Below are 22458 nucleotides of genomic sequence, written 5' to 3'. Positions count from 1 at the left end.
ACGCTTGACCGGCACGTTTCCGCCACGTGGGTCTGGGATGACGGATACGATGGAGCCGCCCCTTCGTCCGATCTTTAAGTTGCTTAGAACTTCACGCGGACGCCGGTGTAATAGCGGCGGCCGATGGGATCGTAGGTGCTCGCGTCGGTCTCCGCTCCCGTCGTGTTGAACGGCAGGCCGGTGATGATCGGCGGCGGCGAGGTATTCAGGAGATTATTCGCACCGAAGAAGAACTCGAAATTGTCGCCCGGGGTGAACTTGATCTGCCCGTCGAGGTAGAATTTCGACTTGATGCGATAATTGCTCGAGTGAATGTCCGTATCGCCCCGCGAACCGATGATGAACTGGTCATCAAGATAGGCCTTGCCGATATAGGTGCCGGTGAACGTGACGCCGAAATCCTTGTTGATCCAGCCCAGAGCGCCGGTTGCGCGATCCTTCGAAGCGCCGCTTTCGCCCGCAAAGTTGTCGCGGCCTGCACCGGGCAGAGGGATCACATAACCCTTGAACACATGGGTATAGGAAACATTGAAATTCGCCTGACCGCCCGCCACATTTTGCGAGTAGCCCAACGTCACGTCGAGACCAGAGGTCCGCAGGCCACCGCTGTTGAACAGTGTCGTGTCGATGAATTCCAGCGACCCGGCGCTATTCGCACCCGCAACGGCCTGACGACGCGTGATGAAGCTGCAATAGTCGTCATTGCCCGCATTATAGCACTGCGACAGGATGAACGAACGCGGCAACTGCGTGATCGCATCCTTGATCTTGATGTTGAAGTAATCGACCGTCAGCGTCAGGTTACGCAAAGCATCGACCGAGCGCGGATTGATCGCCACGCCTACCGTCCAGGACTTTGACTGTTCTTCATTCAGATTCGGGTTCGTATTGTTGAACCCGCTGATGCCCTGAATATCGGCCTGGTTGACCACAAACGAACCATTGGCAGCGATGTTGGCGCGAACACCTACATTGGCAAGGCACTGTGTCGCCAGCGTGCCCGTGCTGGTCGCAGTGATGCCGTCGCAGGGGTCGCTCAGATCGCTGGGGTAATCCTGGCCAGAGCCGCCGTAGAGTTCACTAACGTTGGGAGCACGGGTCGACTGGGAGTAGGTGCCGCGGAAGCGAATATCCTGCACCGGCGCCCACAAAGCGGACAGGTTATAGCTATACACCGTGCCGACCGTGGAATATTTCGACACGCGGCCAGCCGCGCTGAGTTCCAAACGGTGGAAGAAGGGCGTGTCCGCCAGAATCGGCAAGCGGATTTCGCCATAGCCTTCCCAGACATGGAACTGACCGTAGGTGTTGGCCAGCTTGTTGCCGCCGTTCAGGCCTGCGTTGGTCAGAGCGTCAAACACCTGCTCCGACTGTTCCTTACGATATTCGGCGCCGATGGCGATACCAATGTCGCCCGCCGAAAGGCCCGGCAGACTGCCCACGATGCTTGCACCGGCAACACTCTGGGTCGTGAGGCTGGTCACCGAGCTTGGCGCGATGATGTAATTGATCGCCTCGGGGCTGAGAGCGTTATAGCCGAAGATATTGGCAGGTGCGCAACCCTGGGCACGCGCCTGCGCATCCGCGCAAATGGCATCGGTGGTGCTGCCGTTGCCGTTCAGGTCGTAGACGTCCTGAACCGCATTCAGAGCGTTGGCGAAGTTGAGAACATTGACCTGTCCCTGGTTCTGCTGCGACTCGCGGGTTTGGCCGTAATTATAATAGGCCTCGTAATTCCAGCGATCCGACAGCGCGCCATTGACACCGGCCACAATGCGGAAAGTGTCGCGGTCGACGCTGCTGCCGCGGTTGCCGAACTCGGACAGTCGTTTGGTAAAGCCGATGTCACGCAGACCGTCGCCCGTCGTGTCCGTAGCGGCATTGTAGATCGCCAGCGGCACGAGCGGATTGCGGGTCAGAACCGAAGCGCCCGTTGCAGGATTGATCGACAGCCCTTCGATGTTGAAACGACCACCGGTCGCCGGGAAAATCCCGTTCGGTCCAGCCGAATCCATCGGGAATGGCTCAAGTTCCGTCCGCACCTTCGTGGAAGCGTAGTTGCCTTCGAGGAAGACATTGACCGAGTCCGAAATCTCATAATGAGCATTCAGGGCCAAGAGATAGCGTTCCGTCGGGATCGCGATGGTGCGATATGCCGAACGATTGAAGCCATCCGCCGCACGCGTGGCATTTCCGTTGGTCGAAAAGCCCTGAATCAGGTTGTTGTTCTTGTCATATGTAAACTGCTGGGCCTGAGTAGTCTGCGTCGCCTGCGGTCCGACGAAGAAACGGCCTTGAGGCGCGAAGCTCGAATAATAGGGCGCGTAAGGCTCGAAGATCTGATCGACATCGCAGTTTACATAAACACAACTGATCTGATCGATCGCCGAACGCGAGCGGCCGCGCGAGAACACTGCGCCCTGCTTCGTATAGCCGGCGTAAACCAGCACGTTGCCCTTATTGTCGTCGAAATTGCCACCCAGCATCAGGTTGAATTCGCGCTGCGAGTCATCGCCATGCTCCGAAATGCCGGTGCGCGCGCTGGCTTCGATTCCCTGATAGTCCTTTTTGAGCGTGATGTTGACCACACCAGCAACCGCGTCCGATCCGTAGACAGCCGAAGAGCCGCCCGTCAGGACGTCGACCCGATCGATGAACTGGGTCGGAATGCTGTTGAGGTCGACCGTCGAGGTACCGGGAACACCGGCGACGAACCGGCGGCCATTGACGAGAACCAGGGTGCGGTCCGACCCCAAATTGCGCAGATCGACCGTTGCAACGCCCGCGCTCGAGGTGGAGAAGTTTGAATTGTTACGGCTGATTGCAGGTGTGCCGAATGCCGGGTTGCGGAGCAGCGTTTCCTGAAGGTTGATCGCCCCGGTCGACCGGATGACTTGGTCGGTCACGACCTGAATGGGGTTGGGCGCATCGATAACGGGAGTCGCAATGCGCGAGCCGGTAACGACGATGGTGTCACTGTCCGCCGCATCCGCGCCTTGCGGTGCATCCTGTGCGAATGCCGCGCTGGCGATCAGCGACGCGCTCAGGATCGCCGGAGCGGCGCTGGCACGCAGAAGTGCCCTTTTCGAAAATGTTTTCACAGTCCAGTCCCTTGCTCTGGAGTTTGGCAGATGGTCTGCCACTTGAGTGGCCCAAATGGAGGGATTAAGGTGCCCGACAGCGATCCTCCCATATGGATCGGGCGAAACTGCAAGGGGTTCGACGCCCTGTAAAGCAGGCGAAAAGACCGTGGTCCGCTTTTGGGCAGCCATGTATCAAAAATGCAACAGCGGTCGCGCTGCCCCTATTGGGCTGCATCCGTAAGATAATTGCCCGGTCTGCCTACGCAATGTAGTAAAGATGCAGCAGCCGAGGGCATGATGATGATTGCTGAAATGGTTCTGCCGGATACGAGTTGACGCATTCACCGGTCGGTGCATTGTGGCATTCAGCTCATGTCGGGGGTGCAGATGATGAATAGAACGGGCCGGTTGGTAGCGGCGATAATGGTGGCCGTGGTTGCAACGGGCGGCGCGACCGCCGCACCCAAAACGCAGCAGCCGCGAGCGGCGATTTTTACGGACCTGCTCCAGTGCAGGGGAATAGCGGATAATGCCCAGCGCCTTGCCTGCTTCGACCGGCAGGTGGGAGAGATGGACGAGGCCGCCCACCGTGACGAAGTCGTCGTGCTCGACAAGACGGAACTGAAGAAGACGCGCAAGACCCTGTTTGGCTTTTCCTTCCCGAAACTGCCCTTCCTGGGGGGAGGCGAAGAGGATGAGGCGCAGGCGAAGGAAGAGGGCTTCAGTCATATTGAAGCGATGATCGGGTCACTACGCAGCCTTGGCTATGGCAAGTGGCAGATCGGGCTGGAAGACGGCGCTCAGTGGACAACCACGGAAGCGATTGCGGGCCCCACTCCAAAGATCGGACAGAAGATCGAGATTCGCCGCGCGACGCTGGGCAGCTTCCTGGGCAAGATTGATGGCGGTCGCGCGGTGCGGATGAAGCGGGTAGGCTGATTACCCGCTTTTCCCCATCGGCCCCGCCAACAGCATCGGGTCGATCCGCGCGTCGTTCCATTTCATGCCCCAGTGGAGATGCGGTCCGGTGGCTCTGCCCGTCGCGCCGATTGCGCCGATCGGCTGCCCCTGACGGACATGATCCCCGAATTTTACGTCGATCCGCGAAAGATGCAGGAAGGCGCTGTTGAGGCCATGGCCATGGTCGATCATCAGCAGATGGCCTTCCAGCGTGAAGGGCTTGTCGACGGCGGCCAGGATCACCACGCCATCGGCCGGGGCGACTACCGTTTCTCCTGTCGCGCCAGCCACATCGACGCCGCTGTGGTAGGCGCCGGGCGTTCCCTGATAGATGCGCTGCGATCCGAATAGCCCGGATATGCGCCCGATCCGCGGCCAGACGAAGGATTGGCGCCATCCCTGCGCATCGGTCACGATCCTGCGGGCGGACGCGATGGCGTCCAGTTCGGGCCGCCTCAGCGCCAAAAAGCTCTCATTGTCCTTCGTCGGAAGGAGCGGCGCGTCGATCCTTTCCAGACGCCACTCGCGAGGGGGAATGCCGATACTCTGGTCGAGCGTGCGCCCGTCCCGCAACCGGGCGCGAAGCCGCGCGACGGGCGGTGCATCGCGATCGAAGGCGATGATGAACCGGCCGTCGGCGGCCACCGGCACGGGTCTGTCGTCGAGCAGCAACTCCACGGTTCCCTCCGGTGCCTGGCCCGTCAGAACCGCGCCTTGCCCCGGCTCGCCGGAGAGGTCGAAAAGGTCGGCGCGCTGCTGCGGGAGAGCCGCGCTCGCTGGAAGAAGAAGGGCGAATGCGGCGGCGATGCCCAGGACGCCACGCTTCATGGGATCGTGCCGGCCTTCCGCTCCGCCTGCGTGGAGGCTTCGGCGCTGGCATAGGCCTCCTGTCGCGCCACGCTCCAGTAGCGCAACTGATCGAGCGCGATACGCTGGCCCGTCACGGCGCAAAGCACATGATCGCCCGCCTGTAGCACACGGAAGCTATAGGGCAGATAGTGGAGCCGGGCGGGCCGGTCGCGATTGGACATCAGCATGGGGCGGTCCTGGGGTGGGTCATCGAGAAAACAGGTCCTGCTGCGATTGATCGGGCCGGTCGGGCGGCCGGCGCGGAGGGCGGGGCGAAGCCGGAGAGGTGCGCGCCGCGCTGCCGTCCACCACCGCGCCGACGGTGCCGTCCTGAAAGTGCAGAGTCACTTCCCCCGCCGTCCGCGCCGCCCCGACGCTGCGCACCACATGGCCGCTCGCCATCACCCGCGCATAGCCGCGCCGCAACGGCAGGTCGGGGTCGAGCGACGCGAAATGACGCGACACCCGGTCGAGCGCGGTGGCGCGGTCGGCCAGCGCGCGGGTCAGATAATCCGGCCTCGGTTTCAGCCGGTCCAGCCGCTCGCCCGCCCGGCGCAGATACTGGAGCAGGAGTGGCGGCCGGAGCGCTGCGCCCGCCTCGCTCAGATGCGCACGGGCCTCGGTCAGCCGGTGGCGCAGCCCATGCTGTAACCGCAGGCTGGCGTCGTCGAGCCGCTGCCGCTGGGGGCTGAGCAGCGTTTCTGGCGTAGGCATCAGCCGCGCCTGCATCTCCAGCCGCTCGCGCGCCTGCGCTGCGTTCCGGCGGACGGCGCGACCCGCGCGCAGGCCCGCCTCGCCAAGACCCGCCAGCAGTTCCGCCCGCACCGGCACCGCCATTTCCGCTGCCGCTGTGGGCGTGGGCGCGCGCCGGTCGGCGGCGTGGTCGCACAGCGTCGTGTCCGTCTCATGCCCCACCGCCGAGATGATCGGAATCGTGCAGTCGGCTACCGCGCGCACCACGATCTCCTCGTTGAAGCTCCACAGATCCTCGATCGACCCGCCGCCCCGCGCGACGATCACCAGATCGGGACGGGGGAAGGGGCCGCTCCCGTCCATGGCGGAAAAGCCGCGCACCGCCGTCGCCACCTGTTCCGCCGCGCCCTGACCCTGAACCAGCACGGGCCAGAGCAACACGTCGGTCGGGCAGCGATCCGACAGGCGATGCAATATGTCGCGGATCACCGCGCCCGTTGGCGAAGTCACGACGCCGATGGTACGCGGCAGGAAGGGCAGCGGCTTCTTGCGCTCCGGCGCGAACAGCCCTTCCGCCGCGAGCTTGGCCTTGAGCTTTTCCAGTAGCGCCATCAGCGCCCCTTCGCCCGCCAGTTCCATGCGGTCGATGACGATCTGATATTTGGAACGGCCGGGATAGGTGGTGAGCTTGCCGGTGGCGATCACCTCGACCCCGTCCTGCGCCGCAAAGGCCAGCCGCTGCGCACCGCCCTTCCACATGACGCCGTCGATGACGGCATTGTCGTCCTTCAGGCACAGATAGAGGTGACCGGACGCCGCGCGCTTGAACCCCGAAATCTCGCCGCGCAGCCGGACATGGCCGAACCGGTCCTCGACCGTGCGCTTCAGCGATGCCGACAATTCGCTGACCGTCAACGGCGGCGCGTTGTCGCCGGGACGCTCCTCGGCTAACAGGCGGCCCGAACTGTCATAGGCATCATCATCCGGGGACATGGGCGAAATGAACATCCTTCTGCTTGGCGGCGGCGGCCGCGAACATGCGCTGGCGTGGAAGCTGGCGCAATCGCCCCGGCTTTCGACCCTTTATGCCGCGCCGGGCAATCCGGGCATAGCCCAGCATGCGCAACTGGTCGACCTCGACGCCACGGATCATCGCGCGGTGCTCGATTTCACCGTGCGTCACTCCATCGGTCTCGTCGTCATCGGCCCGGAAGCGCCGCTGGTCGATGGTCTCGCCGACAACCTCCGCACCATCGGCGTCCCTGTCTTCGGTCCCGGCAGGAAGGCCGCCCAGCTTGAAGGGTCGAAGGGCTTCACCAAGGATCTGTGTCAGCGCGCCGGCATTCCCACCGCAGCCTATATCCGCGTCACCAGCAAGGATGGCGCGATCGCCGCACTCGACGATTTCGCGCTGCCTGTCGTCATCAAGGCGGATGGGCTTGCGGCGGGCAAGGGCGTCATCATCGCCCAGACCCGCGACGAAGCGCTGGCCGCGCTGGACGAAATGTTCTCCGGCGCGTTCGGCGCGGCGGGCGAGGAAGTCGTGCTGGAGGAGTTCATGACCGGCGAGGAAGCGAGCTTCTTCGCTCTGACGGACGGCGCCTTCATCCTGCCTTTCGGTTCCGCGCAGGATCACAAGCGCGTGGGCGACGGGGACACCGGTCCCAACACCGGCGGTATGGGCGCCTATAGCCCCGCGCGCGTCCTGACCCCCGAACTTGAACGACAGGTCATCGACACGATCATCCGCCCGACGGTCGATACGATGGCGGCGGAAGGCATGCCCTATTCGGGCGTCCTCTATGCGGGCCTGATGCTGACCAGGGAAGGACCGAAGCTGATCGAATATAATGCCCGTTTCGGCGATCCGGAATGCCAGGTGCTGATGACGCGCTTCGACGGCGATCTGGTCGAGCTGCTGCTCGCGGTGGCGCAGGAGAAGCTGGCGGAACACGGGCCGGTGAAGCTGGCGGACCGCACGGCGCTCACCGTCGTGATGGCGGCGAACGGCTATCCCGGCACGCCCGAAAAGGGCGGCGCGATCGAAGGGATCGACGCAGCGGAAGCGACGGGGGTGAAGGTTTTCCACGCGGGCACCGCGCAAAAGGGCGGCGTGCTGGTCGCGAACGGAGGACGGGTGCTCAACGTGACCGCGAGCGGCGCATCGGTGGCGGAAGCGCAGGCCGCCGCCTATGCCGCCGTCGATGCCATAGATTTCCCGACCGGCTTCTGCCGGCGCGACATCGGCTGGCGCGAAGTGGCGCGCGAACGCACCTGATGCCCTTGCGTTGAGGCGCGCGACATCCTTAGATACCGAAGTAACGGACAAGGGGAGACGAGCGGTGCAGGAATTCTTCGTGGACTATGGGCTGTGGCTTCTGGTCGGCCTGCTGATCGTCATCGCCCTCGTCTTCCTGCTGTCGGGCAGGCGCAAGGATGAGGTCGCCTCCGAAACGCCTGCCCCCCCTGTCGATAGGGTGGAAGCGCCCGAAGCCGGGCGAGTGGCGGAAGCCGCCGTCACGCCGCTGACCGAACCGACGGTCGAGCCGGAGCCTGCGCCTGTCGCGGTTCAGCCCGAACCTGCCCCGGCTACCGCGCCCATGGCGGCGGCGGAATCCGTCCCTGCTCCCTCCAGCGACACGGTCGACGACCTGCTGAAGCTCAAGGGCGTCGGGCCGAAACTTCGCACACTGCTGATCGAGCTGGGCGTCACACGCTACGCCCAGATTGCCGCCTGGTCGGACGCGGACATCGCCGCTGTCGATGCGCGGCTCGGCAGTTTCAAGGGTCGCCCGGTTCGTGACCAGTGGGTCGATCAGGCAAAATATCTCGCCGCCGGCGACACTGCGGGCTTCGAGGCCAAATACGGGAAGCTCTAAGAGCGTCAGTGCCGGGCGGGGACTGCGTCCGACTGACGGCGGATGAGCTGATAGTCGAGCTTCACCTTGCCGATAATATCCTCCGCCCCGTCATCCTGACTGCGAAAGCGCATCGCGAGCAGGCCGATCGCTTCCCGGCTCATGTCCCGGATGGGCTGGCGGATGGTGGTCAGCGCTGGCCAGATCGCACTGGCGAGGGGCGTATCGTCGAACCCGCAGATGCTGATGTCGGCGGGCACGTTGATGCGCCGCTGATGCGCCACCGTGATCGCCGCCGCCGCCATGTCGTCGTTGCAGGCGAAAATGGCTGTGGGCCGCTGTTCCAGTGACATCAGCCGGTCTGCGGCATCCAGCCCCGAACGATAGCTGAAATCGCCCGGCACGATCAGGTCTGGGTCGAGGTCCAGCCCATGCTGGGCCAGCGCGTCGCGAAACCCCTGCACCCGCCGCGCATTGGCGCGGTGGCGGGGGTTGCCCTCGATGAAGGCGATCCGCTTGTGCCCCAGTTCGATGAGGTGCCGCGTCAGATCATAGGCCGCATGGCGATCGTCCGTCCCCACCGCCAGCATCTCGGGCGCGTCACGGTCCGGGGCGACCGACACGACGACGATGTCGCGCGCGCGCAGTCCCTCGACCAGTTCTTCCCAGTCGCAGAGGGGCGGGGGCAGGATCACGCCTGCGACATGCGCCTGCGCCACCTGATCCACGATCTCGCCCGCAAAAGCGCCCGGCGCGCATTGCTCGACGACCAGATGAAGGTGCCGGAGCGGTGCTTCGCTGAGCGCACCCAGCAGCAATTCTCCGAGATAGGCGGATGTCGTGCTGTTGCTGTGGAGCAGTGCGACGCGGCGGTCCGCGCTGCCGGCCAGCGCCCGCGCCGATGCGTTGGGCACATAGCCCAGCGCCCGCACCGCTTCCTCGACGGCTCGCCGCGCCTTGTCGCTCACCAGCGCCTTGCCGTTGATCGCGCGGGATGCGGTCATGACCGATACCCCCGCATGGGCGGCGACATCGCGGATCGTGGGGAGTTTGGCAGTCGGCGGCTTTTCCATCGCTCCCGTTCCTAGCGCGGAACGGGAGCGAGGCAAATCATCCTTGTGGATCGCGGGCGCGGGCGCGCCGGATCAATATTGAACCGTAACCGTCACGGCCCGGCGGTTCTGCGCCCAGGCGGCTTCATCCGACCCCAGCGCGGCGGGCCGCTCCTTGCCGTAGCTGACAGTGGTCATGCGGCTGGGCGCGACGCCGAGCGAGGCCAGATAATTTTTGGCAGCATTGGCGCGGCGTTCACCCAGCGCGATATTATAGTCGCGCGTGCCGCGTTCGTCGGCATGACCCTCGATCGTGACGCGCACGGATGGGTTCTGCTGCAGCCATGCGGCCTGACTCTGGAGCGTCGCCTGATCCTCGGCGTCGACATCATATTGGTCGAGGCCAAAAAAGATGCGGTCCGATGAGACGGAAGCCACGAAATCTTCCTGGCTGCCTTTGCGGACGCCCGTCGTCGTGCCCGATCCGATCGACGATCCGGCGCCAGCGGTATCGCCGGGCGGCGGCGGCAGTTCCTTGGGCGGTTTCTTGGAACAGGCGGCCAGCGCGACGATGGCGGTGGCCGCGATCAGGGTCCGGGACAATTTCATCGGGGTCTCCTCTTCAACATGGTGGCCGCCCGCAGGGACATGCCATCGTCGGCAAAATGCGTCGGGCGGTCAAGCCGCGCGGGGTGGTAGTCGTCGGTTCAGGGCAGCAACGGTCCCCACGCCGGGTCCGATCCGCTGAGCGGGGTCGGGATGCGCCGTTCGTTGACGCCTGTCAGGTCGACCTGCCACACCTGACTGCCGCCGTCCCGGCCGGGCGTGGTGCGGAAAAATTGCAGCACACGGCCATTGGGCGACCAGGTCGGCTGCTCATCCTGCCACCCATTAGTCAGGATGCGCTCATTGTCCCCGGTGGGGGTCATCACTGCGATCTTGAAATCGCCCGACAGCTTGGTGAAGGCGATCAGGTCGCCACGCGGACTCCATTCGGGCGTCGCATAGCGGCCGCCGCCATGGCTGATGCGCCGCTGGCTGGAGCCATCCGCGTTCATGATGTAGATCTGCTGTCCGCCCGACCGGTCGCTTTCGAAGACGATCTGGCTCCCGTCGGGGGAGAAGCTGCCGCCCACATCGATGCCTGGCGACGTCGTCAGCCGCACCGGCGTCCCGCCGCTGGCGGAAATCCTGTAGATGTCGGTGTTGCCCGCCACCGCCATCGAAAACAGGATCGTCCGCCCGTCCGGCGACCAGCGGGGCGCGAAGGTCGCATTGTTGCTTTCCGTCACCAGCTTCTGCTGGCCCGACCCGATGTCATAGATGTAGATGCGCACCCGGCTGCCCAGATAGCTCACATAGACGATGGACTTATAGTCCGGCGAAAAGCGGGGCGTCAGCGCGAGTGACTGGCCGTTGGTGATGAAGCGGTGGTTCGCGCCATCCGAATCCATGATCGCGAGCCGCTTGGTGCGGTTCCCCTTGGGACCGCTTTCGGCGATATAGGCGATGCGGCTGTCGAAGAAGGGGCTTTCGCCCGAAAGGCGGGCGTAGATGGCGTCGGCGCATTTATGCGCTGCCCGCCGCCAGTCGCGCGGCGAAACCACATAGCCCTGCCGCGTCAGTTCCTGCTTCAGGGCGACGTCATAGAGGTAACAGCCGACCGTGATGTCGGCTTCCCCGCCGCTCGTGCGCACGAAGCCCTGCACCAGCGCCTGATAGGCTCCCCATTTGTCATAGGCGGGGTTCGTCACCTCCGGGAAGGCGACGGCGGGAAGGCCGTCTGGCCCCGAAGGATCGAACAGCCCCGATCCTTTGAGATCCGACGCGATCACCTCGGCGATCTTGCGGCCCAGATCGGTGGAGCTTCCCGCCGGCGTATCCACTTCCTGCTGGGCGGGGAGCGGGGGGACCGCGATCTTGAGGTTGCTGTCGATCTCGCCGGTCACATCGACCGACAGTTGCGCCATGGCGGGCGCCGCGACCAGAGCGGCCAGCAGGGCGGCGGCCAGCGACAGGCGGTGCCAGAAATTGCTCTTCATCGGTTCAGCCTCGCGTCAAAGCGGAGTGGCCGCAGCCATTTCCATTTGTCATAAAATTCACCGGGTAAATTCCGGAAGGGCGACGCCAGTTTCACCGCCTGTATCGCGCGCTCGGCATGGAGCTTGGCCTGCGGCTGGTTGCTGGCGGTGACGCCCTGCTGGTCGATCACCTCGGGTGTGCCGATGACATTGCCACTCTGGTCCAGCCGCACTTCCAGCAACGTTACCAGCCTGTCCGCGTCGGCGCCCGATGGAGGGCGCCAGTGCGGTTTCAGTTGACGCCGGATTTCCGCGTCCAGCGCGGCCTTCTGCTGCGGTCCCATCGCCGCGGCGGGCGGTGGCGCGGCTTTGCGCGGCGCGTCGTCATTGGTGTCGATGCCCTTGAGGAAATCCTTGCCCAAAAGCGAACCGCGCGGCTTGTCGGCTTTCCCCTTGCCGGAGGGCGCAGCCGCTGCCTTCGGCGTCGGCTTCGCCTTGCTGTCGCTGGTCTTGGCCGGTGCGGAAGCCTTGGCATCGCTTTTTGCCGGTCTGGACGGAGCGGGTGCCGCCGCCTTTGGCTTATCAGGCGCGGGCTTTGGCTTTGCGGGAGCCTTCGCAACCTCCTTTTTCGGGGGAGCGGGCTTTTCCCTCGGCTTAACCGGCTCCTCCTTCACCACCTTTCTGGGCGGCGGGGGAGGGGCTGGCGTCGGTTTGGGCTGCGCCTTGGGCGGAACGGGCTGCGGTTCCGGCTCCGGAGCGGGTTTTGCGTCCTCGGTCGGTCCCTGCTCGGGCGCGACGCTTGGCGGCGGCGGCTGGGTCGAGACCTGGGGCGCAGTCGATTGCAGCGCCACATCGTCCACCAGACTGACGTCCATCGGCGGCGAATTGAGCCTGAGCGGATTGGGCGTCGCGAGGAACCCGGCCGACAGCAGCCCGAACAGCAGGACATGCCCCGCCGTCGCGACGCCCAGACCGATCTTTTCCGCGCGCTCCATCATTCCGACCTATGGCCCCTATTCTGAACCGCTGCTGACACCGCCGGATGCGCCGCCGCTCTCACCGCCGGTGCTGACCAGCGCGACCTTGTTGAGGCCCGCGCGGTTGAGTTCGCCCATCACGCGCATCACCCGTCCGTAATCGAGCGCAGTGTCGGCGCGCAGGAAGATCTGCGGCGGCTCGGCCTTGCCCGCGTTGGCGGCCATGATCTCGGCCAGCCGGTCGGGCAGGTCGGCATCGCTGATCTGCGCTTCGTCGATGAAGAGGCCGCCGTCGCGGTCGATCGACACCACGGTCGGCTTGGCGTCGGCATCCAGCCCCTTGGCGCGCGTTTCGGGCAGGTTCACCGGCACGCCCGTCACCAGCAGCGGCGCCGTCACCATGAAGATGATGAGCAGCACCAGCATCACGTCCACCAGCGGCGTCACATTGATGTCCGCCATCGGCGCGCGCCCGCGCCCTCGGCGGCTGGAGGGCGGTCCTGACATCGCCATCAGCGCTGGGCCTCAAGCTCGCGGCTGAGCGTCGCATAGAATCCGTCAGCGAAGCGCGTCAGCCCGGATTCAAGCCGATTGATGCCATGGCTGAACCGGTTGTAGGCGATCACCGCCGGGATCGCGGCGAACAGGCCGATGGCCGTCGCGAACAGCGCTTCGGCGATGCCGGGCGCCACGACCGCAAGGCTGCTGTTCTGCTCCGCCGCGATGGAGGTGAAGGCGCGCATGATGCCCCACACCGTGCCGAACAGGCCGACAAAGGGCGCGACCGATCCGATGGTCGCCAAGATGTTCAGCCGATCCGACAGCCGATCAACTTCCGCCGCAATGGCGCTCGCCATCGACGTGGAGAGCCGGTCGCGCGTGCCTTCCCGGTCGATCACCCGCTGCGCGGTCGAGCGCCGCCATTCGGTGACGCCTGCCGCCATCACCTTGGCCGCAGGAAAGTCCGTCTTGCCGCGCGTCTCGTAGAAGCGGTCAATGTCTTCCGCCTTCCAGAAATCGGCCTCGAACGCGCGGCTTTCCCTGCTGGCCCGGCGCAGGGTCACGGAAAAGCCGATGATGATCGCCCAGGTCCAGATGCTGGCGAGCAACAGACCGATCATCACGCCCTTGACGACGATGTCGGCCTGAAGAAACAGCGCAAGCGGGGAGAGGGTCGCGGCGTCGGTCATCGCGCCGGCGGGCAGGTGGAGGCTCATGGGTGGATGTCTTCCCCTTGGCAAAGGCGGGTGTAGATGTCGGTCCAGTCCCTGGGCTGACGCTGCGGGCGGCCCTGCGGCGTCAGCCAGGCTACGGTGATGCGGGCGTCGGTCAACTCTTCCTCACCGCGCATTACCGACTGCTGAATGGTGCAGATCGCTGCCTTCACTTCGGTCACGCGGCTGACGACGGTCAGGTCATCGTCCAGCCGGGCCGGGCGGCGATAGCGGATGGAGAGGTCTGCGACAGCGTAGACACCGCGCCCGCCCTCATGCTCCCCGCGCTGGTCGATGCCCGCAATGCGCAGCATGTCGGACCGCGCCCGCTCCATATAGCGCAGATAATTGGCATGGTAGACGAGGCCTGACAGGTCTGTGTCCTCGAAATAGACGCGCAGCGGGAAGTGATGCACTGCGGCCACGAAGCGTCCGGACGCGGGCATCAGGGTGGGCAGGGACATGCGGCGGCTTTTAACCATGGCGCAGGCATGACGCAAAGCGGGAAATCAACGAACTGGCGCGATCGACCGGCGCCTCGCCCGCTCTTCCCCCTCCCGAAACTGGCAGGGGCTTTGCCTCTGGCAGCCCGCCGTTCATCGCGCTATGGGCGGGCGCGACATGCAAATGAAGGGAGATACGGGATGGCGGATTTTCAGACGATCGGCGTGATCGGCGCGGGCCAGATGGGGATCGGCATCGCCCAGGTCTCCGCGCAGGCGGGCTATGACGTCATCCTGTCCGACATCGACCTGCCCCGCGCCGAAAAGGGCAAGGCGAATATCGCGAAGCTCCTGTCCCGCTCCGTCGAAAAGGAAAAGATCAGTCAGGCGGACGCGGAGGCAACCCTCGCGCGCATCACGCCCACGGGCGATGTCGCGCCACTCAGCGCAGCGCAGTTCGTGATCGAGGCCGCGACCGAGCGCGAAGAGGTGAAGCGCGCGATTTTCGGCAATGTGGGCAAGCTGCTCGGCCCCGACGCGGTGCTCGCAACCAACACGTCCTCTATCCCGATCACCCGGCTGGCGCAGGCCGCGCCCGACGCGGGCCGCTTCATCGGCGTCCATTTCTTCAATCCGGTGCCGGTCATGGCGCTGGTGGAAGTCATCCGCGGCCTTGCCACCACGCCTGCGACGGTCGCTGCCGTCGAAGCCTATGCAAACCGGATCGGCAAGACTGTCGTCCATGCCTTCGACGCGCCGGGCTTCGTCGTGAACCGCATCCTTCTTCCTATGCTCAACGAAGCGGTGTTCGTGCTGGGCGAGGGCGTGGGGAGCGTCACCGACATCGACCAGGGCTGCAAGCTTGGCCTCAATCATCCGATGGGACCGCTGACTCTGCTCGATTTCGTCGGCCTCGACACGGCGCTCGAAGTGCTAAACGTCCTTCGCGACACCACCGGCGATCCCAAATATCGCCCCGCGCCCCTGCTGGTGAAATATGTCGAGGCGGGCTGGTATGGCCGCAAGACCGGGCGCGGCTTCTACGATTATTCGGGAGCCGAGCCGGTCCCGACCCGCTGATCCCCGGTCACGCCGCGCTCAGGCCGTGTTTCTTCATGCAGTGGCGTAGCTGGTCGTAGGTGAGGCCAAGCCCCTTCGCTGTCGCGCGCTGGTTGTAGCGATGCCGTTCCAGCGCGGCGCGGACGATGGCAGCCTCGTGCGCGTCCACCGCCGCGCGCAGGTCGCCGATGGCGTCGAGCGTCGGGGGCACAGACGGCGTCGCTGACGATGCAGGAGCGCGGGCCGCAGATGGTTCGTCCCCGCGTGGCATCAGGGGCTTGGGCTTCCATGGCGACGCGAAGGGATCGAAGGTGATGTGGCTGATCGGGCGCGCCGGTTCGTCCCAGCGATAGACCGCGCGTTCGACCACGTTGCGCAGTTCGCGGACATTGCCCGGCCAGTCATGCGCTTCCAGTTCGGCGGCGCAGACGGCGGAAAAGCCGGGCCATTGCGGCCAGTTGAGTTCCGCCGCCATGCGCCGCCCGAAATGGTCGGCCAGCACGCTGACATCGCCTTCCCGCGCGCGCAGCGGCGGTAGCGTAATCACCTCGAAACTCAGCCGGTCGAGCAGATCGGGGCGGAAGCGTCCGGCGTCGGCGGCGGCAGGCAGATCCTCGTTGGTCGCGGCGACGATCCGCACGTCGACCGTCACTGGCCGCGATGCGCCGATCCGCGTCACCTCGCCATATTCGATGACCCGGAGCAACCGCTCCTGCGCTGCCATCGACAGCGTTCCAAGCTCGTCCAGAAAGAGCGTGCCGCCATCCGCCTCCTCGAACCTGCCCGGCCGCGCGCGCGTGGCGCCGGTGAAGGCGCCCTGCTCATGGCCGAACAGTTCCGCCTCGATCAGCGTTTCGGGAAGCGCGGCACAGTTCATCACGATCAGCGGCTCGCCCCAGCGCGGCGACAGGTGGTGCAGCCGCTCCGCGATCAGTTCCTTGCCGGTGCCCCGTTCCCCGATCACCAGCACCGGCCGGTTGAGTTCGGCGGCGCGCCCCGCCAGCTCGACCGCATCGAGGAACGCGAGGCTCTGCCCTACGAACTGCGTATTTTTCTCCATGGCCTAACTTATGGTGAAATTTCCCACTCCTTGGCAAGCGGCATCTTGGCATAGCGCCCTGTCGAGGTGCCAAAATGGCGGAAATCTGCGCTTTGGACGCAATTGGCACGGCGTCTGCAAAGCTATGGACAATCCGCACTGAAACAGCGGAACTCACATGAAGGCCAAGGTTCAGGGAGCAAGACTATGGAAAAGCAGACCCACAATGTTCGCGAAATCGGCCAGTTGATGTCGGTCGCCATCGCCGCCGTCCTGTTCGGATCGACCATGATCCTGTCGGCGGTCGGCCCGGCCCGCGCCAGCGAAACCCCCGCTCTCGCAAGCCATAACAGCCCGGCTTCCGTCCGCTATCTGGCGTAAGGAAGCAACCCCCGGCCGGGGCGGGAAGCCCCCTCTCGCCCGCCCCGGTACCCGACACGCAAGACACCATCAGGAGTGACGTTCAAATGGGTATTTTCTCCCGCACCCGCGACATCATCGCCGCCAATGTGACCGACCTTCTCGACAAGGCGGAAGACCCCGCAAAGATGATCCGCATGATCATCCTCGAAATGGAGGAAACGCTGGTCGAAGTGCGCGCGTCCGCCGCCCGCACCATCGCCGATCAGAAGGAAATGCGCCGCCACATCGCCAAGCTGACTGCGCTGCAGGATAGCTGGACCGACAAGGCGCAGCTTGCCCTCAGCAAGGATCGCGAGGATCTGGCCAAGGCGGCGCTGGTCGAAAAGCAGAAGGCCACCGACATGGCCGAGCAGCTCAACCATGAGATCGCGACGCTGGACGAGGCGCTTGCCGCTTCGGAGCAGGACATCGCCAAGCTCCAGGCCAAGCTGCGCGAGGCGCGCGCGCGCCAGAACAGCATCGTCACCCGGATGCAGAGCGCCGAAAACCGGCTGCGTGTGCGCGAGGCCTATGCGGGCGAGAAGGTCAACGAAGCCTTCGCCCGCTTCGACATGCTGGAACGCCGCGCCGACCTCGCCGAAGGCCGCGCCGACGCGCTGGGACTGGGCCAGCAGCCCAAGACGCTGGAAGAAGAGATTGCCGAGCTGAAGGCGTCCGACAAGGTCGATGCCGAACTCGCCGCGCTCAAGGCCAGCATGAACAAGGGAGCCTGATCCGATGGAAGACATACTGGTCCCCATCTTCATCTGCGGCATGCTCTTCATCGGCATGCCTTGGCTGATCTTCCACTATGTCACCAAGTGGAAGCAGGCGCCCAAGATCACCGACGAGGATGAGAAGCTGCTGGACGAACTCCACCTTCTCGCCCGCCGTCTCGAGGAACGGCTCCAGACGATCGAACGGATCGTCGCCGCCGACAATCCCGATTTCCGCCCTTCGCGTCCGCAGGAGACGGACGAATACAGCTTCGACCGGAGGAACTGACATGAGCGCCCGCCGCACCAAATTCTATCTCGACAAGGCTAATGGCAAGTTCATGGGCGTGTGCTCCGGCATCGCCGACTATACAGGGATCGACGTGGTCTGGGTCCGGGTCGCGATGTTCCTTTCCTTCTTCATCATCGGCTGGACGCTGCTTGCCTATTTCGCCATCGGCGTGATCGCGGACAGCAAGCCCACGGGCCTCTATGCCGACCGCGACGACCAGAAGTTCTGGCAGGGCGTGCGCGCCAATCCGGCGCGCTCCACCCGCGATGTCCGCGCCAAGTTCCGCGACATCGACCGCAGGCTGGCCGACATCGAAATCTATTACACCAGCCGCAACACGCGCCTCGCCGACGAGATCGACAGCCTGCGCTGATCGACCGCGACGGGGGGAGAATAAACAGGGAGAACGAGCATGAACTGGATGTGGCTTGTGCCGATCTGCGCGTCGATCGCGATAGGATCGGTGCTCAACACCTGGATCAGGGCGAGGCACGGCTATCCGCTGGAGGATAATGAGGGGAACAGCGTTCATCGAACCGACCCCGACGCCGGTCGAAAAATCGACCTTCTTGTCTGCGAAAACGAAAAGCTGACGGGCCGCATCGGCCGCCTGGAGGAACGGATCGCGGTGCTCGAACGGATCGCCACAGATCCCGCGGCCCGCACCGCCCGCGAAATCGACGCGCTGCTCTGAACTGGCGCGCAAGGGAGAAAGACATATGAACCCGTTTGAAATGGTCGTCGCCATCATCGCTATCGTCGGCATCGTTCAGGTCGTGAAGGCAAAGATGGGCGTCGTGCGCCGCGACAAGGGTGAGGATTTCATTCACCGTGGTCCCGATCCCGAAGCCGAACGTCTGCGCGCCGAAGTGAAGGCGCTAAAGGACCGTGTCGCCGTGCTCGAACGGCTCGCGACCGACAGTTCCACCGCGCTGGAGCGGGAATTCGACAAATTGCGCGACCGCGACTGACGGCATCGTGCATCTGACAGGGAGGCAATGATGCAAGACCCCTATCTCTACATCACTCTGGCGACCACCGGCCTTGCCGGCACCGCCATCGTTGCGGTCGCGGCGCTGCGGGGCTGGAATGGCTGGCTGGACTATAAGCGCGCCGAACTGGTCCGCTATCCGCAGGAAACTGCGCCGCCCTCGGCCGTCGCCCGGATTGAGGTCGCCGACCTCAAGGAACGTATCCGCAAGCTCGAAGCGATCGCCGCGGGCGTCGATCTCTGACCGGACGGGGGACACGCCCCCGTCCGGACCGGGAACGGGCGTTCAGGCCCGCAGGCTTCCGCCCAGCTTCTGCGCTGCCTTGACGATCGCAGCGCTGATCGCTTCCAGCTCGTCCTGACCGAAGCTCTTGTCGCCCGGCTGCAACGTCACCTCGACCGCCAGCGACTTCTGGCCATCCTCCACGCCCGGCCCCACGAACACATCGAACAGGCGCACGTCGACGATGCTCTTCTTTTCCGCGCCCCTGACCGCGCGGACCAGCGCATCGGCCTCCACATCGACGGGCAGGAGGAAAGCGAAGTCGCGCTTTACCGCCTGGAGTGCCGGGGGGGCATAGGGCGCGCGCAGCGATCCGCTCCGCCGTTTGGCCGGGACCGCGTCGAGGAAAATCTCGCCCGCCACCACCGTGCCGGTCAGCCCGAACTGTTTGGCAAGGCCGGGGTGCAGCACGCCATATTCGGCCAGCACCGCCTTTGGTCCCAGCCGCATCGTGCCCGACTGGCCGGGGTGATAGGCGGCCGAGGCTTCCCCGAAATTCTGGAGATTGGCGACCGGCGCACCCGCGGCGCTCAGCAGCGCGAGGATTTCACCCTTGGCGTCGAATGCGTCGAAGCCCTGTGCCTTGCCCGACCGCCAGCCGCGCGGAGTCTTTTCTCCCGCCAGCACGAAGCCGACGGTCGCCCGCTCGCCCTGCGCGAAATAGCGGCGGCCGACTTCGAACAGCCGCACCGACGATGCGCCGCGATCCATGTTGCGCCGCGTTGCCGACAGGAGGCCAGGCAGCAGCGAAGGGCGCATGACCTTCAGGTCTTCGGAAATCGGATTGGCGAGTGTCCAGTGACCGCCGCCGACGCTCTCCGCCTCCTTTTCGGAAAGGAATGACCAGTTGACCGCTTCGGCCAGACCGCGCGCCGCCGCCGTCCGCCGCACGCGCCGCTCGACAAGCTGCTCGGGCGTGGCGGTGGGGCGCGCGACGCCCGGAGCGCGGGGAAGGGGCGTGGAGGGCACATGGTCGAGTCCGACGATCCGCACCACTTCCTCGACAATGTCGGGCCAGCCATCCACGTCGCGCCGCCAGCTCGGCACGGTGACGGTCCAGTCGCCAGCCACGCTGACCGGCATCCCATCCTGATATTCGATGCCCGCCGCGTCCCCGCTGACGGCAAAGCCCAGCTTCTCGAGGATGCGCTTCTGCTCGTCGGCGGGCACGTCCACACCGGCGAGCGCGAGGCACTGGTCGGGCCGATAGGCGACGGTCTTCGGCGCCACCGGCGGGGCGCCCACGCGGGTCGCCTCGCTGGGCGTGCCGCCGCACAGATGCGTCACCAGGAAGGTCGCGATCGACAGTCCGTCGTCGAGGAAGGCGGGATCGACGCCCCGCTCGAACCGCCCGCGCGCGTCGGACGTGAGGCCGAGCTTCTGGCCTGTCACCGCGATTCGCTCCGGCGTGAAATAGGCGCATTCGATCAGCACGTCGGTGGTGCCGTCCTGCGCGCCCGAATGTTCGCCGCCCATGATGCCGCCGATGTCGTGCACCGCTTCGTCGTCGGCGATGACGGTCATGGTTTCATCGACGCTGTAGGTCTTGCCATTCAGTGCCAGCACCTGTTCGCCTGCGCGGCCCTTGCGAGCCACGAGGCCGCCCTTGAGAGTGCCGAGGTCGTAGACGTGCAGCGGCCGCCCGAGGTCGATCATGATATAGTTGGTGATGTCGACCAGCGCGCTGATCGGCTTCTGGCCGATGGCCTTCAGCTGCTTCGCCATCCATTCGGGCGACGCGCCGTTCTTCACCCCGCGCACGACGCGCGCGTAAAAGGCGGGGCAGCCTTCGGCGTCCTCGATGCGGATGTCGGGACCGGGGCCTTCGCCCGCAATCTCTGGCACGATGATGTCGTTGAGCGTGCCGAGACCTGCCGCTGCCAGATCGCGCGCGATGCCGCGCACGCCCATGCAGTCCTGTCGGTTGGGCGTTACCGACACGTCGATCACCGGATCGTCGAGGCCCGCCCACTGCGCATAGACCTGACCCACCGGCGCGTCGTCCGCCAGTTCGATGATCCCGTCATGATCCTCGCCCAGTTCCAGCTCGCGATAGCTGCACATCATGCCGTTGGATTCGACGCCGCGGATCGCGGTCTTCCTGAGCACCATGCCGTTGACCGGCACCACCGCGCCTTCGACCCCGAACACGCCGACCAGCCCCGCGCGCGCGTTCGGCGCGCCGCAAACGACCTGAAGCGGATTGCCCCCATTCAAATCAGTGCCATGATCGACGGTCAGCACCTGCAGCTTGTCCGCCTGCGGATGGCGCTCGGCCGTGAGCACCTTCGCGATCCTGAATGCGCCCAGCTTCTCGGCCGGATTCTCGACGCCCTCGACCTCAAGCCCGATGGCGTTCAGCGTCTTGAGGATCGTGGGCAGCTCCGCATCCGTGACGAGATGCGTCCTGAGCCAGCTCAGCGTGAACTTCATGCGCCCACTCCCCCGCTCAGCGTCGGCACATCCAGCGCCGAAAAGCCGTAATGGCGCAGCCAGCGCAGGTCGCCGTCGAAGAAAGCGCGCAAGTCGTTCATCCCATATTTGAGCATGGCGAGCCGGTCGACGCCGGTGCCGAAGGCGAAGCCCTGCCATTCGTCCGGGTCCAGCCCGCATGCCTCGATCACCCGGCGGTTGACCATGCCGCTGCCCAGCACTTCCAGCCAGCCGCCATCGGTCGCATCGCCGTCACCGCCGATGATCCGTTGCCCGTTGACGAGCGTATAGCCGACATCGACCTCCACCGACGGTTCGGTGAAGGGGAAATAGCTCGGCCGCAGGCGCAGGACGATGTCCTCCCGCTCGAAGAAGGCCTTGAGGAATGTCTCCAGCGTCCATTTGAGGTGGCCGAGGGTGATGCCCTTGTCGATCACCAGTCCTTCGATCTGGTGGAACATCGGCGTATGGGTGGCGTCGCTGTCGCTGCGATAGACGCGGCCCGGCGCGATGATGCGGATCGGCGGCGGCTGGCTCATCATCGTGCGGATCTGCACCGGCGACGTATGCGTGCGCAGTAGCATCTTGGTTCCGGTTTCATCGTCCGGGAAATAGAAGGTGTCGTGCATCGCCCGCGCCGGATGCGTCTCGGGAATGTTGAGCGCGGTGAAATTATGCCAGTCGTCCTCGATCTCCGGCCCGGTGGCGACGGAGAAACCCAGATCGGCGAAAATTTCCGCCATCTCGTCCATCACCTGACTGACCGGGTGGACGCTGCCCTGCGGTTCCGCATCGGCGGGGAGGGTCATGTCGACCTTTTCCGCCGCCAGCTTCGCGTCCAGCGCCGCCTGCTCCAGCGCCGCCTTCCGGTCCGTGATCGCCGCCGTCACGCTTTCGCGCAGATCCTGGATCGGCGGCCCCTTCTCCAGCCGCTCGTCGGGCGACATGGGGCCGAGCGTCTTGAGCAGGCCCGTGACGACCCCGTTCTTCCCCAACGCGCCCACCCGCAGCGCCTCCAGCGCGTCGAGCGTGTCGGCGGCGGCGATGTCGGCGATCAGGCCAGCTTTGAGATTGGCGATATCGTTCATAAAAG

At 65.1% G+C, this 22458-nt stretch carries 25 protein-coding genes; 11 read left to right on the top strand and 14 right to left on the bottom strand.

The annotated features are described in order from the left end of the window. Positions 1-83: 83 nt before the first annotated feature. A complete protein-coding gene (locus SAMIE_RS16025) occupies positions 84-3143 on the bottom strand; it encodes a TonB-dependent receptor domain-containing protein (protein WP_217998376.1) in 3060 nt (1019 codons plus the stop codon). Positions 3144-3470: 327 nt separating this feature from the next. Between SAMIE_RS16025 and SAMIE_RS16020 the strand changes: the two genes are divergently transcribed. Continuing rightward, positions 3471-4022: a hypothetical protein gene (locus tag SAMIE_RS16020; RefSeq protein WP_408641244.1), complete on the top strand. Its 552-nt coding sequence runs from the start codon at positions 3471-3473 to the stop codon at positions 4020-4022. On the opposite strand, the gene SAMIE_RS16015 is transcribed toward SAMIE_RS16020, so the two are convergent. From SAMIE_RS16015 to xseA, 3 genes are read right to left on the bottom strand one after another with little or no spacing between them, the layout of a single operon-like run. After that, the gene (locus SAMIE_RS16015; RefSeq protein WP_083952445.1) at positions 4023-4871 is read right to left on the bottom strand and encodes a M23 family metallopeptidase; all 849 of its coding nucleotides are present in this window, start codon (positions 4869-4871) and stop codon (positions 4023-4025) included. Then, positions 4868-5080: a DUF2093 domain-containing protein gene (locus SAMIE_RS16010; RefSeq protein WP_066699798.1), complete on the bottom strand. Its 213-nt coding sequence runs from the start codon at positions 5078-5080 to the stop codon at positions 4868-4870. Before SAMIE_RS16010 ends, SAMIE_RS16015 begins: the two co-directional genes overlap by 4 nt. Positions 5081-5099: 19 nt before the next feature. After that, a complete protein-coding gene (gene xseA / locus SAMIE_RS16005) occupies positions 5100-6578 on the bottom strand; it encodes an exodeoxyribonuclease VII large subunit (RefSeq protein ID WP_066699799.1) in 1479 nt (492 codons plus the stop codon). A 7-nt stretch (positions 6579-6585) separates the two neighbouring features. Between xseA and purD the strand changes: the two genes are divergently transcribed. Both purD and SAMIE_RS15995 read left to right on the top strand, forming a co-directional pair. After that, entirely contained in the window at positions 6586-7863 is a 1278-nt protein-coding gene (purD, locus tag SAMIE_RS16000) for a phosphoribosylamine--glycine ligase (protein WP_066700021.1), read from the top strand. A gap of 64 nt (positions 7864-7927) precedes the next feature. Continuing rightward, positions 7928-8464, top strand: a complete 537-nt coding sequence (locus SAMIE_RS15995; protein WP_066699802.1) for a hypothetical protein — start codon at positions 7928-7930, stop codon at positions 8462-8464. Between the two features lie 5 nt (positions 8465-8469). Here the strand turns inward: SAMIE_RS15995 and SAMIE_RS15990 are convergent, their stop codons facing one another. The 7 genes from SAMIE_RS15990 to SAMIE_RS15960 all read right to left on the bottom strand — a co-directional run bounded on the left by SAMIE_RS15990 (position 8470) and on the right by SAMIE_RS15960 (position 14171). After that, a complete protein-coding gene (locus tag SAMIE_RS15990) occupies positions 8470-9516 on the bottom strand; it encodes a LacI family DNA-binding transcriptional regulator (protein WP_066699804.1) in 1047 nt (348 codons plus the stop codon). Positions 9517-9588: 72 nt separating this feature from the next. After that, a complete protein-coding gene (gene pal / locus SAMIE_RS15985) occupies positions 9589-10104 on the bottom strand; it encodes a peptidoglycan-associated lipoprotein Pal (protein ID WP_066699806.1) in 516 nt (171 codons plus the stop codon). Positions 10105-10202: 98 nt separating this feature from the next. Continuing rightward, positions 10203-11537: a Tol-Pal system beta propeller repeat protein TolB gene (tolB, locus tag SAMIE_RS15980; protein WP_066699808.1), complete on the bottom strand. Its 1335-nt coding sequence runs from the start codon at positions 11535-11537 to the stop codon at positions 10203-10205. Continuing rightward, positions 11534-12511, bottom strand: coding sequence for a cell envelope biogenesis protein TolA (locus tag SAMIE_RS15975; protein WP_066699809.1), 978 nt, complete (start codon positions 12509-12511; stop codon positions 11534-11536). The genes tolB and SAMIE_RS15975 overlap by 4 nt, the downstream gene beginning before the upstream one ends. A gap of 18 nt (positions 12512-12529) precedes the next feature. After that, positions 12530-13006, bottom strand: coding sequence for a protein TolR (gene tolR, locus SAMIE_RS15970; RefSeq protein WP_066699811.1), 477 nt, complete (start codon positions 13004-13006; stop codon positions 12530-12532). Further along, on the bottom strand, positions 13006-13710 hold the full coding sequence (gene tolQ, locus SAMIE_RS15965; RefSeq protein WP_066699813.1) for a protein TolQ: 705 nt from the start codon (positions 13708-13710) through the stop codon (positions 13006-13008). The genes tolR and tolQ overlap by 1 nt, the downstream gene beginning before the upstream one ends. After that, positions 13707-14171 carry a YbgC/FadM family acyl-CoA thioesterase gene (locus tag SAMIE_RS15960; protein WP_066699815.1) on the bottom strand — a complete coding sequence of 155 codons (465 nt, stop codon included), beginning with the start codon at positions 14169-14171 and terminating at the stop codon, positions 13707-13709. The genes tolQ and SAMIE_RS15960 overlap by 4 nt, the downstream gene beginning before the upstream one ends. A 180-nt stretch (positions 14172-14351) precedes the next feature. Between SAMIE_RS15960 and SAMIE_RS15955 the strand changes: the two genes are divergently transcribed. Then, positions 14352-15230: a 3-hydroxyacyl-CoA dehydrogenase NAD-binding domain-containing protein gene (locus SAMIE_RS15955; RefSeq protein ID WP_066699817.1), complete on the top strand. Its 879-nt coding sequence runs from the start codon at positions 14352-14354 to the stop codon at positions 15228-15230. Positions 15231-15237: 7 nt separating this feature from the next. On the opposite strand, the gene pspF is transcribed toward SAMIE_RS15955, so the two are convergent. Further along, a complete protein-coding gene (gene pspF / locus SAMIE_RS15950) occupies positions 15238-16269 on the bottom strand; it encodes a phage shock protein operon transcriptional activator (protein ID WP_066699819.1) in 1032 nt (343 codons plus the stop codon). Positions 16270-16455: 186 nt separating this feature from the next. Between pspF and SAMIE_RS23450 the strand changes: the two genes are divergently transcribed. The 7 genes from SAMIE_RS23450 to SAMIE_RS15920 all read left to right on the top strand — a co-directional run bounded on the left by SAMIE_RS23450 (position 16456) and on the right by SAMIE_RS15920 (position 18893). Continuing rightward, positions 16456-16629 (top strand): hypothetical protein, encoded by a 174-nt coding sequence (locus tag SAMIE_RS23450; protein ID WP_162849078.1) that lies wholly within the window; start codon positions 16456-16458, stop codon positions 16627-16629. A gap of 86 nt (positions 16630-16715) precedes the next feature. Further along, the gene (gene pspA / locus SAMIE_RS15945; RefSeq protein WP_066699821.1) at positions 16716-17384 is read left to right on the top strand and encodes a phage shock protein PspA; all 669 of its coding nucleotides are present in this window, start codon (positions 16716-16718) and stop codon (positions 17382-17384) included. Positions 17385-17388: 4 nt separating this feature from the next. Continuing rightward, positions 17389-17655, top strand: a complete 267-nt coding sequence (gene pspB, locus SAMIE_RS15940; RefSeq protein WP_066699822.1) for an envelope stress response membrane protein PspB — start codon at positions 17389-17391, stop codon at positions 17653-17655. Position 17656: 1 nt separating this feature from the next. After that, positions 17657-18031 (top strand): envelope stress response membrane protein PspC, encoded by a 375-nt coding sequence (pspC, locus tag SAMIE_RS15935; RefSeq protein WP_066699823.1) that lies wholly within the window; start codon positions 17657-17659, stop codon positions 18029-18031. 39 nt (positions 18032-18070) lie between these two features. Then, positions 18071-18352, top strand: coding sequence for a hypothetical protein (locus SAMIE_RS15930; protein ID WP_066699825.1), 282 nt, complete (start codon positions 18071-18073; stop codon positions 18350-18352). 25 nt (positions 18353-18377) lie between these two features. After that, entirely contained in the window at positions 18378-18629 is a 252-nt protein-coding gene (locus tag SAMIE_RS15925) for a hypothetical protein (RefSeq protein WP_066699827.1), read from the top strand. Positions 18630-18659: 30 nt separating this feature from the next. Continuing rightward, the gene (locus SAMIE_RS15920; protein ID WP_066700023.1) at positions 18660-18893 is read left to right on the top strand and encodes a hypothetical protein; all 234 of its coding nucleotides are present in this window, start codon (positions 18660-18662) and stop codon (positions 18891-18893) included. Positions 18894-18935: 42 nt separating this feature from the next. Here the strand turns inward: SAMIE_RS15920 and pheT are convergent, their stop codons facing one another. Together pheT and pheS are read right to left on the bottom strand one after the other, a co-directional pair. Next, positions 18936-21365 carry a phenylalanine--tRNA ligase subunit beta gene (pheT, locus tag SAMIE_RS15915; RefSeq protein WP_066699828.1) on the bottom strand — a complete coding sequence of 810 codons (2430 nt, stop codon included), beginning with the start codon at positions 21363-21365 and terminating at the stop codon, positions 18936-18938. Then, positions 21362-22453, bottom strand: coding sequence for a phenylalanine--tRNA ligase subunit alpha (pheS, locus tag SAMIE_RS15910; RefSeq protein WP_066699830.1), 1092 nt, complete (start codon positions 22451-22453; stop codon positions 21362-21364). Before pheS ends, pheT begins: the two co-directional genes overlap by 4 nt. Between the last annotated feature and the right edge of the window lie 5 nt (positions 22454-22458).

Source organism: Sphingobium amiense (assembly GCF_003967075.1).
Lineage (GTDB): Bacteria > Pseudomonadota > Alphaproteobacteria > Sphingomonadales > Sphingomonadaceae > Sphingobium > Sphingobium amiense.
The sequence above is the reverse complement of the archived record's forward strand: the minus strand, read 5'-3'. Positions and strand labels throughout refer to the sequence as shown.

Bases quoted from the DNA above. Each gene is read 5' to 3' on its own strand.
- SAMIE_RS16010 (WP_066699798.1), bottom strand. From the start codon at position 5,080: ATGCTGATGTCCAATCGCGACCGGCCCGCCCGGCTCCACTATCTGCCC.
- SAMIE_RS15930 (WP_066699825.1), top strand. From the start codon at position 18,071: ATGAACTGGATGTGGCTTGTGCCGATCTGCGCGTCGATCGCGATAGGA.
- SAMIE_RS15975 (WP_066699809.1), bottom strand. From the start codon at position 12,511: ATGGAGCGCGCGGAAAAGATCGGTCTGGGCGTCGCGACGGCGGGGCAT.
- SAMIE_RS16015 (WP_083952445.1), bottom strand. From the start codon at position 4,871: ATGAAGCGTGGCGTCCTGGGCATCGCCGCCGCATTCGCCCTTCTTCTT.
- pheT (WP_066699828.1), bottom strand. From the start codon at position 21,365: ATGAAGTTCACGCTGAGCTGGCTCAGGACGCATCTCGTCACGGATGCG.
- pheS (WP_066699830.1), bottom strand. From the start codon at position 22,453: ATGAACGATATCGCCAATCTCAAAGCTGGCCTGATCGCCGACATCGCC.
- xseA (WP_066699799.1), bottom strand. From the start codon at position 6,578: ATGTCCCCGGATGATGATGCCTATGACAGTTCGGGCCGCCTGTTAGCC.
- pspA (WP_066699821.1), top strand. From the start codon at position 16,716: ATGGGTATTTTCTCCCGCACCCGCGACATCATCGCCGCCAATGTGACC.
- pal (WP_066699806.1), bottom strand. From the start codon at position 10,104: ATGAAATTGTCCCGGACCCTGATCGCGGCCACCGCCATCGTCGCGCTG.
- pspC (WP_066699823.1), top strand. From the start codon at position 17,657: ATGAGCGCCCGCCGCACCAAATTCTATCTCGACAAGGCTAATGGCAAG.
- SAMIE_RS15920 (WP_066700023.1), top strand. From the start codon at position 18,660: ATGCAAGACCCCTATCTCTACATCACTCTGGCGACCACCGGCCTTGCC.
- SAMIE_RS15925 (WP_066699827.1), top strand. From the start codon at position 18,378: ATGAACCCGTTTGAAATGGTCGTCGCCATCATCGCTATCGTCGGCATC.
- pspB (WP_066699822.1), top strand. From the start codon at position 17,389: ATGGAAGACATACTGGTCCCCATCTTCATCTGCGGCATGCTCTTCATC.
- tolQ (WP_066699813.1), bottom strand. From the start codon at position 13,710: ATGAGCCTCCACCTGCCCGCCGGCGCGATGACCGACGCCGCGACCCTC.
- SAMIE_RS23450 (WP_162849078.1), top strand. From the start codon at position 16,456: ATGGAAAAGCAGACCCACAATGTTCGCGAAATCGGCCAGTTGATGTCG.
- tolR (WP_066699811.1), bottom strand. From the start codon at position 13,006: ATGGCGATGTCAGGACCGCCCTCCAGCCGCCGAGGGCGCGGGCGCGCG.
- SAMIE_RS15990 (WP_066699804.1), bottom strand. From the start codon at position 9,516: ATGGAAAAGCCGCCGACTGCCAAACTCCCCACGATCCGCGATGTCGCC.
- pspF (WP_066699819.1), bottom strand. From the start codon at position 16,269: ATGGAGAAAAATACGCAGTTCGTAGGGCAGAGCCTCGCGTTCCTCGAT.
- tolB (WP_066699808.1), bottom strand. From the start codon at position 11,537: ATGAAGAGCAATTTCTGGCACCGCCTGTCGCTGGCCGCCGCCCTGCTG.
- SAMIE_RS15960 (WP_066699815.1), bottom strand. From the start codon at position 14,171: ATGTCCCTGCCCACCCTGATGCCCGCGTCCGGACGCTTCGTGGCCGCA.
- purD (WP_066700021.1), top strand. From the start codon at position 6,586: ATGAACATCCTTCTGCTTGGCGGCGGCGGCCGCGAACATGCGCTGGCG.
- SAMIE_RS15955 (WP_066699817.1), top strand. From the start codon at position 14,352: ATGGCGGATTTTCAGACGATCGGCGTGATCGGCGCGGGCCAGATGGGG.
- SAMIE_RS16020 (WP_408641244.1), top strand. From the start codon at position 3,471: ATGATGAATAGAACGGGCCGGTTGGTAGCGGCGATAATGGTGGCCGTG.